The 12,499-nt window shown below is 35.1% G+C and carries 23 protein-coding genes and 1 tRNA gene; 22 read left to right on the forward strand and 2 right to left on the reverse strand.

All coding sequences use genetic code 11. The annotated features are described in order from the left end of the window. Positions 1-43: 43 nt before the first annotated feature. On the forward strand, positions 44-262 hold the full coding sequence (locus NMY3_RS10045; RefSeq protein ID WP_196815735.1) for a hypothetical protein: 219 nt from the start codon (positions 44-46) through the stop codon (positions 260-262). Between the two features lie 31 nt (positions 263-293). On the opposite strand, the gene NMY3_RS10050 is transcribed toward NMY3_RS10045, so the two are convergent. Continuing rightward, positions 294-602 carry a hypothetical protein gene (locus NMY3_RS10050; RefSeq protein ID WP_196815736.1) on the reverse strand — a complete coding sequence of 103 codons (309 nt, stop codon included), beginning with the start codon at positions 600-602 and terminating at the stop codon, positions 294-296. Positions 603-671: 69 nt separating this feature from the next. Between NMY3_RS10050 and purC the strand changes: the two genes are divergently transcribed. Further along, on the forward strand, positions 672-1,535 hold the full coding sequence (purC, locus tag NMY3_RS10055) for a phosphoribosylaminoimidazolesuccinocarboxamide synthase (RefSeq protein WP_196815737.1): 864 nt from the start codon (positions 672-674) through the stop codon (positions 1,533-1,535). Between the two features lie 30 nt (positions 1,536-1,565). On the opposite strand, the gene NMY3_RS10060 is transcribed toward purC, so the two are convergent. Then, complete coding sequence (locus NMY3_RS10060; RefSeq protein ID WP_196815738.1) at positions 1,566-1,985, reverse strand: DUF371 domain-containing protein; 420 nt, start codon at positions 1,983-1,985, stop codon at positions 1,566-1,568. A 92-nt stretch (positions 1,986-2,077) separates the two neighbouring features. On the opposite strand from NMY3_RS10060, the gene psmA reads away from it, so the two are divergent. From psmA to NMY3_RS10160, 20 genes are all read left to right on the forward strand, one after another. Next, positions 2,078-2,809 (forward strand): archaeal proteasome endopeptidase complex subunit alpha, encoded by a 732-nt coding sequence (gene psmA / locus NMY3_RS10065; RefSeq protein ID WP_196815739.1) that lies wholly within the window; start codon positions 2,078-2,080, stop codon positions 2,807-2,809. Between the two features lie 91 nt (positions 2,810-2,900). Next, on the forward strand, positions 2,901-3,566 hold the full coding sequence (locus NMY3_RS10070; RefSeq protein ID WP_196815740.1) for a peroxiredoxin family protein: 666 nt from the start codon (positions 2,901-2,903) through the stop codon (positions 3,564-3,566). Between the two features lie 15 nt (positions 3,567-3,581). Next, the gene (locus tag NMY3_RS10075) at positions 3,582-4,427 is read left to right on the forward strand and encodes a putative RNA uridine N3 methyltransferase (RefSeq protein ID WP_196815741.1); all 846 of its coding nucleotides are present in this window, start codon (positions 3,582-3,584) and stop codon (positions 4,425-4,427) included. Positions 4,428-4,481: 54 nt separating this feature from the next. Further along, entirely contained in the window at positions 4,482-5,480 is a 999-nt protein-coding gene (locus NMY3_RS10080; protein WP_196815742.1) for a 50S ribosomal protein L3, read from the forward strand. Further along, on the forward strand, positions 5,481-6,293 hold the full coding sequence (gene rplD / locus NMY3_RS10085) for a 50S ribosomal protein L4 (protein WP_196815743.1): 813 nt from the start codon (positions 5,481-5,483) through the stop codon (positions 6,291-6,293). Next, positions 6,290-6,589, forward strand: coding sequence for a 50S ribosomal protein L23 (locus NMY3_RS10090; protein WP_196815744.1), 300 nt, complete (start codon positions 6,290-6,292; stop codon positions 6,587-6,589). The genes rplD and NMY3_RS10090 overlap by 4 nt, the downstream gene beginning before the upstream one ends. Positions 6,590-6,650: 61 nt before the next feature. Then, positions 6,651-7,058, forward strand: a complete 408-nt coding sequence (locus NMY3_RS10095) for a 30S ribosomal protein S19 (RefSeq protein WP_144732838.1) — start codon at positions 6,651-6,653, stop codon at positions 7,056-7,058. A 5-nt stretch (positions 7,059-7,063) separates the two neighbouring features. Next, a complete protein-coding gene (locus NMY3_RS10100) occupies positions 7,064-7,537 on the forward strand; it encodes a 50S ribosomal protein L22 (protein ID WP_196815745.1) in 474 nt (157 codons plus the stop codon). Continuing rightward, positions 7,538-8,266 (forward strand): 30S ribosomal protein S3, encoded by a 729-nt coding sequence (locus NMY3_RS10105; protein ID WP_231099998.1) that lies wholly within the window; start codon positions 7,538-7,540, stop codon positions 8,264-8,266. Next, positions 8,267-8,476, forward strand: a complete 210-nt coding sequence (gene rpmC / locus NMY3_RS10110; RefSeq protein ID WP_196815746.1) for a 50S ribosomal protein L29 — start codon at positions 8,267-8,269, stop codon at positions 8,474-8,476. It begins immediately after the preceding gene. Positions 8,477-8,503: 27 nt separating this feature from the next. Continuing rightward, the gene (locus tag NMY3_RS10115; RefSeq protein WP_196815747.1) at positions 8,504-8,755 is read left to right on the forward strand and encodes a ribonuclease P protein subunit; all 252 of its coding nucleotides are present in this window, start codon (positions 8,504-8,506) and stop codon (positions 8,753-8,755) included. 5 nt (positions 8,756-8,760) lie between these two features. Then, positions 8,761-9,084 carry a 30S ribosomal protein S17 gene (locus NMY3_RS10120; protein WP_196815748.1) on the forward strand — a complete coding sequence of 108 codons (324 nt, stop codon included), beginning with the start codon at positions 8,761-8,763 and terminating at the stop codon, positions 9,082-9,084. Between the two features lie 2 nt (positions 9,085-9,086). Next, the gene (locus tag NMY3_RS10125) at positions 9,087-9,521 is read left to right on the forward strand and encodes a 50S ribosomal protein L14 (RefSeq protein WP_196815749.1); all 435 of its coding nucleotides are present in this window, start codon (positions 9,087-9,089) and stop codon (positions 9,519-9,521) included. A 9-nt stretch (positions 9,522-9,530) separates the two neighbouring features. After that, positions 9,531-9,905, forward strand: coding sequence for a 50S ribosomal protein L24 (gene rplX / locus NMY3_RS10130; RefSeq protein ID WP_196815750.1), 375 nt, complete (start codon positions 9,531-9,533; stop codon positions 9,903-9,905). Further along, on the forward strand, positions 9,906-10,628 hold the full coding sequence (locus NMY3_RS10135) for a 30S ribosomal protein S4e (protein ID WP_196815751.1): 723 nt from the start codon (positions 9,906-9,908) through the stop codon (positions 10,626-10,628). Then, positions 10,621-11,139, forward strand: a complete 519-nt coding sequence (locus NMY3_RS10140) for a 50S ribosomal protein L5 (protein WP_196815752.1) — start codon at positions 10,621-10,623, stop codon at positions 11,137-11,139. Before NMY3_RS10135 ends, NMY3_RS10140 begins: the two co-directional genes overlap by 8 nt. Positions 11,140-11,141: 2 nt before the next feature. Further along, complete coding sequence (locus NMY3_RS10145) at positions 11,142-11,318, forward strand: 30S ribosomal protein S14 (RefSeq protein ID WP_144732956.1); 177 nt, start codon at positions 11,142-11,144, stop codon at positions 11,316-11,318. 11 nt (positions 11,319-11,329) lie between these two features. Continuing rightward, positions 11,330-11,722 carry a 30S ribosomal protein S8 gene (locus NMY3_RS10150; protein ID WP_144732809.1) on the forward strand — a complete coding sequence of 131 codons (393 nt, stop codon included), beginning with the start codon at positions 11,330-11,332 and terminating at the stop codon, positions 11,720-11,722. Next, complete coding sequence (locus NMY3_RS10155) at positions 11,712-12,254, forward strand: 50S ribosomal protein L6 (protein ID WP_196815753.1); 543 nt, start codon at positions 11,712-11,714, stop codon at positions 12,252-12,254. The genes NMY3_RS10150 and NMY3_RS10155 overlap by 11 nt, the downstream gene beginning before the upstream one ends. A gap of 131 nt (positions 12,255-12,385) precedes the next feature. Next, positions 12,386-12,488: transfer RNA gene (locus NMY3_RS10160), tRNA-Asn, on the forward strand. Positions 12,489-12,499: the final 11 nt, after the last annotated feature.

Raw genomic sequence — 12,499 nt, forward strand, 5'->3', positions numbered from 1 at the left:
TTAGTCCAAAAATTTATGAACCTTAAAGTACTATAAACTTGAAATGCTAAACAAAGACCAATTTTTTAGTTTCTTAAAAATAAATAACAGTATGGAATTCTCTAAAGAGGAGATTATTAATCGCTTCGCAGAATCAAAAAATGAAGAACAAAGCATAGATTCGTTGTTATCTGAACTTGAAGTTGAATCTACTTATATGAATTCAAATTTGACTGCGTCATGTAAAGCTGGAACAGTTTACTACAAGTGGAAAAGCTCTTAATTCCACTAATTGACTTTTAATTTTATCGAGTTCAGTATTCGGAAACCGCAATATCACCAAATTCTGAATGGATTAGTTCCAGCACTTCGGAAAGGGTATTAAGATAAACAATTTCATCAGAACTACAATTTCTACCCTCCTCATGAAAAATTCTAGAATTCGACAAAGTTTGCATATTTTTAAGAGGTTTGTAACTCAAGAGTAATACGTAACTTCCTAGCAAATTCTTATTAATGAAAATTTTTTTCCAGTTCGATTTATATGTGATTCTAATACCTTCGTCAGACTCCAGAAACGATAACAATTGCAAAAGGATTTTGTCAGTTGGATTAATGATCAAATGATTACATCATAAATTGCGAGCCTATAAATTTAAAACTTATAATTAACATGTGGAAAGTTTATCAAGTTGAAACTAATTAGGAAAGGCAAAGTAAAGGACATCTATGAAACCAATAACAACACACTAATTTTTTCTTTTTCTAATAGGATATCTGCGTTTGACGTTATACTAAATGATGAAATTCCTTATAAGGGAAAAGTCCTCTGTGATTTTGCACTTTATTGGTTTAAAATATTAAAAGGGAAAAACCATTTTAGGAGAAGAGTAGATACCGATAAGATTGAGGTAGGAAAGTTGAATATGATTCCAATAGAGTGTGTAGTTCGATCATACCTATATGGAAGCTTATATACTAGGTATCTTCAGAATTCTATAGAGATTTCTGGGACGGAGGAATATTTTGCAAATAATGATTTGCAATTGGCTTCAAAATTGCCCGGTCTTGTGTTTGATCCAACTACTAAATCTGACCAACATGATAAACCTCTCTCGGAAACACAAATTCTTAAAAATAGGTTATTAAATGAAACGGAACTAATGCAACTAAAAAAACAATCTCTTGACTTGTTTGAGCAAGTAAATACAATCGTTTCGGATTCGGGCTTTATTCTTTCTGATATCAAATTTGAATTCGGAAAAGATCCAATTACAGGAGAAATAATCCTGGGTGATTCAATTGGACCTGATGAATTTAGAATCTGGAATAAAGGCGATTACCAAGTAGGACACATTCAGGATAGTTATGACAAACAAATTTTAAGAGACTGGTTAGAGGGGATAGGCTTCAGAAAAGAGGTAGAAAAATGCAATAATAATCGTTTAGAACCAAATATTCCAAAATTACCAAAAGAGATTATTGAAAAAATATCTCAAAGATATGTCGATGCTTATGAACGCATAACAAGATCTACTTTTAGCAGGCTTGACTAATAAGGTAAACGAATGGGTGGTCATAGTTATTTATTCTACACCTATGACCAAAAGACCTTGTTTGGAAGGGTCTTTTAATAAATCTATCATCTTTCTAGGAATTTGTATGGCACTAACATTACAGCTTAGACACAGAGTCCTATCACAAATAAAATTGCTTTTTCTTAATACGATATCATGAAGATGTGTTAGGAGGAGATTATCATTTCCAATCCCATGTATTTTGATAGAAAAGGGCTCAACTATCAAATCTATTTCTACTATTGATCGATTTCTCCTGATTTTATTCTTCATAGCACTTGTAAGATCGGAACATGATTTGGTTGCGCTAACTCCTATTATACAATCGCCATTAAGGGTTAGGTTAGGATCTTTGGTAATCTCTATTGTTCGTGTATGTAATGAACGAATATTTTTGTGGCCACAAAATTGAATTTCTTCGGTTAACAACTAGCCAACTATATTCATGTTATTGGGTAAATAATCCTTTATTTTTTAAATAAGGTAACTATAAATAAAGATTTAGAAGTAATCTAGTTGATTTGTTACCAGCAGCAGCAGGTTATGATAGAGGAATTACTGTTTTCTCACCTGATGGGCGATTATATCAGGTTGAATATGCAATCGAAACCGTTAGGAGAGGCACGCTAGCTTTAGGGATCAAAAGCACTGATGGTGTAATCCTTGCAGTAGAAGAAAAAACGAGAAAATTGCAAATATCTAATGTAACTCAAAAAATATTTCAGATAGATGATCACATAGGTCTTGCCGCAGCAGGGTATATTCCAGACGCTCGCACACAGGTTGACCATGCACGATTTTTTGCCCAGAGTAACCGCCTTATTTATGATGAAGTAGTAGACGTTGAAGGCGTTGCAAAAAATTTAGCTGATATGGCCCAACAGTACACTCAATATGCTGGAGCCAGGCCTTTCGGCGTTGCATTGATATTGGCTGGTGTAGACAAGAATGGAATAGGCTTGTATCTAACTGACCCAAGCGGTACATACATCGGATACGATGCTGTGGCAATTGGTGCAGGAAGCGAACAAGTAACTGAACACCTAGAAAAGAATTATAGGAATGATATTAGTCTTGACAAAGCATGTGTACTTGCTATTGAATCTATCTTCATGGTTAGTGAAGAAAAGACCGGTACTAAACACATCAGATTGGCAGTAATTGATTCAAAATCAAAAACTTTGCGAATGATGCCGTTAGAAGAAATAGAGAATTATTCAAAACAAGTTCAAGATAAAGAAAGTCAATCTTGACCTACTTTGATTTAGATTGTCATAATAATATAGTTTATTTGATCATACGACCATTTAAATAATTCCTGTTTAATTGAAAAAATGATTATTAATGGCAATTGAAATTGGTTCCAAAGCACCTAATTTGCAAATTTCTAAATGGGTACAAGGTACACCAACTAATATAGATCAATTGGCGGGAAATGTTGTCGTTATAGAAGTCTTTCAAGTTAATTGTCCAGGGTGTTTTTTATATGGAATTCCTCATGCGATTTCTCTCTATGAAAAATTTAAGAATAAAAATGTCAAAATATTAGGAGTAGCAACTGCATTCGAAGATTATGACAAAAATACTTTACAAAACCTTGAACTTTTACTTTCAGATAATCAAGTAATTGGAGAGACATTTAAGGCGTTAAAACAACATGGCAAATTGGTTGACGGAAATAAGTTATATTATAAGATACCATTTCCTGTAGCATTTGATAATGTTATTAAAATGCCATTCGATGTTTCAGACAAGATGATTTTTGATTTTATTGATATATATTTTCCTGATTTTTCTACGTTCTCTGACAAAGATAAAGCAGATCTTATCGACAAAGTGCGAAATTATTTGCAAAATAAGGAATTTTCGGCATCGACATTTGAGACTTATAGATTGAGGGGAACACCCTCCTCCGTAGTTATAGATAAAGAGGGAATATTGAGATACAGTTTTTTTGGATCTGAGGGTTATTTGGAAGGAGCAGTGAACGAGTTGCTAAATCAACGGTGAGCTACATTTCAACTATTGAGATTTGATGTTTCCATTCCAGACTCGTTCTTGTATGACGTTTCAACTGAAATTGATAAGACATTAAAAATTTTCCAATTAGCAAGAGCGTTGTCGATTTTTAGAGTTAATAACGTATTCATATATCATGATAAGTTACTAAGTACAAGCAAATATGATCTCCAATTCATGGTAACTATCCTTGAATATCTTGATACGCCTCAATACTTACGAAAGAAAATCTATCCGAAAATCGATATATTGAAACATGCTGGGAAGCTTCATCCAATAAGGTCACATCATCATAAAGATAAGATAGAAATAAATGACATCAAAGCTGGCGAAATTAGGGTTGGGGTTGTTGAGAAAAGAGGTGACGCCTATGTTGTAGATGTTGGACTTAAAATACCTATCAAATACGAAGGGAAATTTAAGCAAGGTGGTAGGAAGGTCAACGTAAAATTACTAAAGCATAAAAATTACATTAATGCTGTTGATATCGAAAAAAATGAAATAACAGAGAAATATTGGGGTTACAATGTGTATCAAATAAGAGAATTAAAAAATATTTTGGAAAAGTTTCCTATCTCTAACATTATCCTTACGTCTAAATATTCAAAATACTTTAACCCGTCTGAGAATGAGTTATCTAAGGCCAATAGACAATTAAGCAATAATTCAATCTTAGTTGTTTTCGGATCACCAAAATTTGGATTGAACTCTATTTTATCAAAAGAGAAAATGGACATTTCCAAGTACTATTCTTATAATTTCTTTCCAAATCAAGGTACTCAAACAGTCAGATTAGAGGAATCAATTTATGGAGTTTTGTCTATTCTTAATATTTGTCTTCCATCTTCCTAATCGACTAATAGCGATAATAAACTTATTAAAGGGATCAGAAAAATTTTTGTATCTATGGGTCACCGAAAATATAGCACACCACGAAGAGGTAGCATTGCATTTCGACCACGGGCCAGAGCACAAAGCTTAGAAGCTAGAATCAGAACTTGGCCCGAAAATTCTAGTCGTGATAATGTTGGCTTGGTTGGTTTTGCCGGATTTAAAGTAGGTCAAATTCAGGTTATGACAATTGATGATAAGGAGAAGACTCCAAATTATGGTAAACCGCTAATGAATCATTCTACAGTGATATCTTTACCCCCTCTAAAAATAGTTGGAATTAGAGGTTATTCTGAAGATGGATATGGTAGGCACGCAGTATTCGACGTTTATGCTAAGGAAAGCATTAAAGATTTATCTTCAAAGTACAAGACCAAGTATTCTGAGGATGGGCTAAAAAAAGCCCAAGGAATGATCGGATCTGTCAAGCACTTAAACGCAGTAGTCGCAGTTTTTCCCAATAAGATTGGAATATCGCAAAAGGTTCCATTTATTTACGAAATCCCAGTATCCGGAGGTGATAATCAGGTCAAGTTTGAATTCCTAAAATCTAAACTAGGTCAAGAAGTGAGAGTAGCTGATGTATTTAAGACAGGACAGAATATCGATGTCCATGGTATTACTAGAGGAAAGGGTGTTGAGGGTCCAATTACGAGATTTGGAGTTAAAAGAAAACAGCACAAATCACGGAAAAGTGTTAGAGCTGTTGGAACGTTAGGGCCTATCTCACCCGCAGTGGTAATGTATACTGTGGCTAGACAAGGACAAAGAGGGTTTCACCAGCGTACTGAATATAATAAGAGGATTCTGGTAATGTCAAGTTCAGATAATACTGAAGTGGTAAATATTAATCCAAAAGGAGGGTTCAAACATTTTGGTTTAGTAGATGGAGATTATATGATAGTTAGAGGAACCATACCTGGGGTTCCAAAGAGATTAGTAAAGTTGAGACAACCAATAAGGAGCAAACAAACAAAAATAAGCGAACCCAAGGTATTGGAGGTAATTGTATAAATGAAAACTAAGCTATTCGATCTAAAAGGTAATCAAACCGAAGATATAGATCTACCAAAAATATTTGATTTTCCATATCGTCCCGAAATTATCAAAAAAGCCTTCGTTAATCTGTATTCTCACCGTTTCCAGAGACAGGGTAGGTATCCGGCTGCCGGGGAAATCGTCAGCGCTGAATCTAGGAATACCGGTTTAGGTATCGCTCGACTGGCAAGAGCTAAAGGTGAAGGATTTTCTCGTGCAGGGCAGGCTGCCGGAGTAGCAGGTGTTAGAAAAGGCAGACTTGCACATCCACCAGAAGCTTGGAAGGTAACACATAAGAAACTAAACAAGAAGGAGAATAATATTGCTCTTCTCTCTGCTATATCATCAACCCGTCAAAGTGAATTAATAATCGGAAGAGGTCATTCAATAGAAGGGATAAAATCTTTTCCCCTTGTAGTTACTAGCGATATTGAGAATGTGGGTAAAACCAAAAGCTTACTTGACATTTTACGGCTATTAGGTTTAGAAGAAGATATTAAAAGAGTTGAACAATCTATCAAGAAACGTTCGGGGAAGCCCAAGAGAAGGGGTCGTCCAAACCGTATTGGAAAAAGTGCATTAATAGTTGTTGGAAATACCGAGTGTGAATTGTTGAAATTGGATAAATCTATACCTGGGATTGGTGTAAAAAGTGTAAAGGACTTGAGTGTACTGGACCTTGCACCTGGTGCAAGACCAATAAGGCTAGTGGTGTTTTCGCAAAATTCATTGAACGAATTGGGTGCTTTGAAAATCCCAAAAAATATTATTTTGGAGAGCTTGGCATGAATAAGTTTCTATATAACAAGAAATTAGAAATTAGTGCTGATATTGCAAGTAAGATAATCCTTGAGCCTTATGTGACCGAAAAGACCTTCAATATTATAGAAAAAGAGAACAAACTTAGTTTTATAGTCCATAATAAGGCAACCAAAGGTCAGATCATTAAATCTATGAAGATAATTTATGAAGCAGATATTAGCGAAGTAAATACTTTTAATACCATTAGAGGTAAGAAAGCAATTATGAAATTCAAGAATGTGGATGGCGCAAGACAGTTAGCAACTAATTTAGGTTTGGTTTAAAATATGGAAAATTTTTCTAAAAAGACTAAATTAATAATTATGTATAGGAGGATGTAAAAAAATGGTACGTGAATTTAAATTCAAAGGATATTCAGGAGAGCAAATCCAAAAGCTTTCAATTGAAACACTCATGCCGCTCTTAAATTCAAGACAAAGAAGATCTCTGGACAAAAGGCTCTCCACTTATATGAATGATGAAAAGAGAAAATTCAGAGAAGATTTGAAATTAGCTAGAGATGGTAAACTCAAAGGCCAGTTAAAAACTCATCTAAGGGATATGATTATTTTGCCCGACATGATCGGGTTAACTGTCTTAGTTCATAACGGAAAGGAATTTGTCTCCTACGTTATAAAACCAGAAATGGTGGGTCATTATCTGGGTGAATACGCTATTACGAATAAACGAGTTCAACATGGAGCACCTGGAGTTGGTTCATCGCGTTCAAGTTTGTATGTCCCATTAAAGTGATATAAATGCCAGATTATTCTTATTCATTTCAAAAGTATGAAAAGTCAAGACATGTAAGGGCCGCAATAAGGGACAAATCTATCTCACACAAGCATTCCAGAGAAATTGCCATATCTATAAACAATAAAACCATAGAAAAAGCAAGAGAGTTCTTGGAGGATGTCTTGATAAGAAAAATAGCGGTTCCCTATCGGCGATACAACAATGAAGTAGCCCATCGATCTAATATCCAAGATGGTTTTTGCTCAGGTAGATATCCGCACAAATCAACTTCCGAATTCCTGAAGTTGTTAGATAACCTAGAATCTAATGCAGAGTATAAGGGAATGGATTTGGATAGACTCAAAATCATTTCGGTCGTTGTACATAAGGGAACAAAGTTGAAAAGATTCACCCCTAGAGCTATGGGAAGAGCAAGTCCAAAATATGATACCCTGGTTCATGTCGAAATTGTAGCTATGGAAGGAAGGTCATCCTAATTGAATGCAATCAAAAACGTGTTAAAAAACAATTATCGCAATACTGAATTAGATGAATTTCTAAAAGAGGAATTAAAAGATGCCGGATTTGGAGGAGCTGATATTCAGAAATCACCTTTGGGTACTAGACTCACCTTGTACGTCACACGACCAGGACTTGTTATTGGAAGAAAGGGAAGTGGCATTAGAGATCTTACATCAAAGTTAGAGGTAAAATTTGGTTTAACCAATCCACAAATTTCAGTTGTTGAGGTAGAAGTACCAGAATTAAATCCGAAGATAATGTGCAACAGGTTGGCACAACTCATTGAAAGAGGCACTGCTTTCAGGCGAGCTGCTTTGTGGACGGTGAATACCATAAAGAACGCTGGCGCACTCGGCGTTGAAGTGACCATTTCCGGAAAGTTACGTAGTGAAAGGGCCCATTTTGAGAAACATTCTTCTGGGATTATTCCAAAAAGTGGCAATATGGCTGATAGAGTCGTGCGAGAAGGGATTACACATGTCCTAACAAAAATGGGAATAATGGGAATTAGACTGAAAATTGCGATAAAAAATGCTACACCACCAGAGTTTGAACTCATAACTAACTTTAAGGATCATAGCAATCAAAAAAACCAACAAGATACTAGTAATTTGTCAGTTTCAAATGAAAATGAACTGCCTGAACCTGGTGAAACAAAACCGCAGAAAGAAATATTAGAAAATAAGGGAGAGATAAATAAATAATTGTCAAGAAATCGAACTAAGACATTAAGACAATTTAACGATCAAGATCTTAAAGACAAATTAAGTGATTTGAAGGTAGATTTAGCTAAACTTCGTTCTGAATCGATCAAAGGGACTCTAAAGAAAGAAGCTGGAGTTATTAGGTGGAAAAGAAGAGACATAGCGAGAATTCTTACCCTCATGAATGAAAGAACTGGAGCTAAGAGATAAAAAATGAAAACAGGGGATCTTATTTATTTGGACGAATATCTCGGTAGATTTATTAATATTACTAAATCCAGAAATACAAAGAATTCAAACAGGTCAGGAACTATTGTAAATGAAACTAAGAACATGTTATTCTTGATTAGCCATCAAAACAAAAGCATTATAAGGATTCCAAAAAATGAAATCTGTGAATATGTAATTTGTCATGCAGGTGAAACATATACACTTGATGGCAAGCGATTATTAGGCAGACCAGAGGAACTAGTTAACATATTAAAGTGATTATTATGGCTAAGAATATTGGTATCCAGGTAAAAGCTCCAAAGAAAACATGCACTAATAGATATTGTCCATTTTGCGGGTCACTTTCACTAAGAGGAAAATTGATAGTAGGGACGGTAGTTAGTCATAAAGGAAAAAACATGGTGGTAGTAGAGCGAGAATATTCCAGATTTGTAGACAAGTATAAAAGATATGAGCGAAGCAAATCAAAAATTCACGCATTCATATCTGACTGCATGGATGTATCTGACGGAAACAAAGTTAAAATTGCAGAATGTCGACCCTTGTCAAAAACCATTTCTTTTGCTGTTGTGGAGGTAAGTGAATAACTTTGTCAACTAAATCAAGAGCCGTATCTTCAAGAGGAGTAGAAGAATTTAGACCATATGTTACTAGAGCACTCCCACTATATGCTAATCTTGTTTGTGCAGACAATACTGGTGCAAAAATATTACAAATTGCTCAAGTAACTCGATATAAAGGAAGACATTCAAGGCTACCTGCAGCCGCTGTCGGTGATTTCGTCACAGTTACTGTAAAAAAAGGACCTGCCGAACTCAGAAAACAAATTTTTGGAGCTGTCATAGTCAGACAGAAATATCCAATTAGGAGGTTGAATGGCGTCCGAGTATCTTTTGAGGATAATGCTGCTGTTTTGGTTACAACAGAGGGCGAAATTAAAGGAACAGATTTGAAAGGGCCAGTAGCTGCTGAAGCTGCTGAAAAGTGGCCACGAATTGCTAACTTAGCGTCTATGATTATATAAGTGAAAGAAATGAAAAGAAAATCAAATAATATATGTTCAAATTTGTCAAATAATTTGAAGAAGGAATACAATACAAAGAGTTTGAGAATCGTTAAAGGCGATACCGTCAAAATCATGCGAGGAGAATACAAGGGGGTAGAGGGAAAGGTAGAGAAACTTAATACCGTAAAGGGAAGACTTAGTATAGAAGGTGTTCAAAGAGAAAAAATCAAAGGTGGACAAGTTAAAGTTCAAATTCATGCCTCCAATGTTCGTATTACCTCATTACACCTAGATGATAAATATCGAAAGAATAAGATCGGAAATCAGGAACAAATTAATAAATCGTCAAGAAAACAAACAGTGATTACACCTGAAAAAAATGAGGAAAAAAGTGAAAATTAAATGGTAAAAAAAAGTGGTAGTACCAAATTAAAAAGACAAATGGCACCTAAATTCTGGGATATTAAGCGTAAAGAATCACCTTTCATTCTGGCACCCAGACCTGGCCCATATGCAAAAACAAAATGCTATTCCATCGGCGTATTAATTCGCGATGTTTTGCATTTGTGTTCAAATTTAACTGAGGCTAAGAGAATATTAAACTCGGGACAGATTAAGGTTGATGGCAGAATTAGGAGAGATGAGCGTTTCGGCGTGGGAATTATGGATATTATAGAGATAGTACCGAGTGGTATCACATATAGATTGGTGCCAAAAGGTTCAAAATTACTAGTCCCTACTCAAACTGCAGAAAAGACAATCAAACTGTTAAAAATCACCAGTAAAGTGAGTTATCGAGGAAACAAAATCCAATACGGGTTTCACGATGGTAAAACCTTGATATCGGATAATAGAGATATGAATGTTGGTGATTCTTGTTTAGTAACGATTCCTTTAATAAAAATAGAACAACATATAAAATTCGAGAATGGATGTAATATACTTGTGGTTCAGGGTGAAAACGCAGGCAAAATTGGAAAGGTAGAAGAGATTAAGGATGGTATGTTTTCGTTACCTAAAAGAGTTGTATTAACACTTGATGAAAAAACCGTGGAATTGCCAGTTGACATAGTAATGCCTATTGGTTTTGAAAAGCCTGTATTAGAGGTGCTGGATAATGAGTGAAGATAAAATAAACCCAATGAAAGAAATTCACGTATCTAAGGTGGTAATTAATATTGGTGTAGGTAAATCTGGAGATCCTGTTGAGAAAGCTAAGAATGCTTTATCTGAGCTAACTGGAAAAACTCCAAGTGTGAGGGGGGCAAAAAAAAGCGTTAGAGATTTTGGGATTCACAAAGGTGAGCCAATAGGTGCAATGGTTACCTTGAGACGAACAGATGCCACAAACTTTTTAAGACGAATAATGGAATCTAAGAGGAATGTGATAAAGAATTCATCATTTGATAATAATGGTAATATATCTTTTGGAATCCATGAACATATTGATATTCCTGGTACAAAGTATAATCCTGATATTGGTATATTTGGAATGGATGTATGTGCCGCTTTGACTAGACCCGGTTACAGAATTTCAAAAAGGAGAAATCCCAGTAAGATCGGCAAAAATCACAAAATTACAAAAGACGAGTCAATTGAATTCTTCAAGGCTCACTTCGGAGTTGAAGTCAATTGAAAATTAAAATAAGAGATTATGCCCTCACCGGAAGGAAGAAGTTAGCTCACGGCAAGGGTACTCGATGGTGTAAAAGGTGTGGATCCTTTAGTGGTATGATCTGTTCCTATGATCTTATGCTATGTCGAAGATGTTTTAGGGAAGTTGCCTTCTCATTAGGGTTTAGGAAATACGAATAGGTGATTGTTGAGTGCCAGCATTAAACATTTTATCTAATCTATTCACTACTCTGTATAATAATGAGATGCGGAGAAAACGAGAATGTATAGTTTTGCCCGCGTCAAAATTCTCAAGTGAAGTTTTAAGGGTGATGCAAAAACAACGATATATCGGAGAATTCGAACAAGTCGATGACGGGAGATTGGGTAAGTTTAGAATACAACTTTTGGCTAAAATTAATAAATGTGGGATTATTACTCCCAGATTTAGTGTGAAGAAAGATCGATACTTAGATTGGGAACGCCAGTTTCTTCCATCATATAATATGGGTATATTAATAGTGTCTACCAGTAAAGGAATTATGTCTCACCATGATGCCCAAAATGAAGGTCTAGGAGGTGCACTTATAGGTTATGTCTACTAAGCCTGAATTTTACACAAATGAGATCGTTATCCCAGAAGGGGTAACGATTAATAAGGATCAGAACCTCATTACCGCAACCGGTACAAATGGAAAAGTTCAAAAGGATTTTACGAAAATTCCAGCGGTGATAGATATTAGTAATGAAAAAATTACAATAAGATCTTATGGGAATAGAAAAAGCGATTTTGCGTTGGTCAATACGGTGCATAGTCTTATTAGAAACATGATAAAGGGATCTACAACAGGATTCACATATAAATTAAAAATAGTATTTGCACACTTCCCCATATCCGTCAAGATAAAGGGCCATGAGGTCTTTATTGAAAACTTTTTTGGAGAACGATCCGCGAGGGTATCTAAGATACTTGGGAAGGAAACTAAGGTTACTGTTCAAGGCGATGATATTTTGATTACAGGACCAAATATCGAACATGTATCTCAAACAGCTGCAAATATAGAATCTTCTACTAGGATAAAAAATAAAGACTCTAGGGTGTTTCTTGATGGAGTATACATATACTCCAAAGCCTAGAACATTATGAAATAATCTATTTATCATTGTTATAATGAGTCAGATTTGATCATAACGTTTAGTTTCTGAATAGAAGAACAAGGTAGCAAACATAACATTTATTTATTCTTTACATTTTTTATTAGCATAGTGCCGCTGTAGCTCAGCTTGGTAGAGCAAATTCATAATGAATGCATTGTGAAGCTTAACTGGCTGTTAACCAGTAGGTCATCAGTCCGAGTCTGATCAGCGGCGCTTCGATTTGA

It is taken from the genome of Candidatus Nitrosocosmicus oleophilus (genome assembly GCF_000802205.1).
Classification (GTDB): Archaea; Thermoproteota; Nitrososphaeria; order Nitrososphaerales; family Nitrososphaeraceae; genus Nitrosocosmicus; species Nitrosocosmicus oleophilus.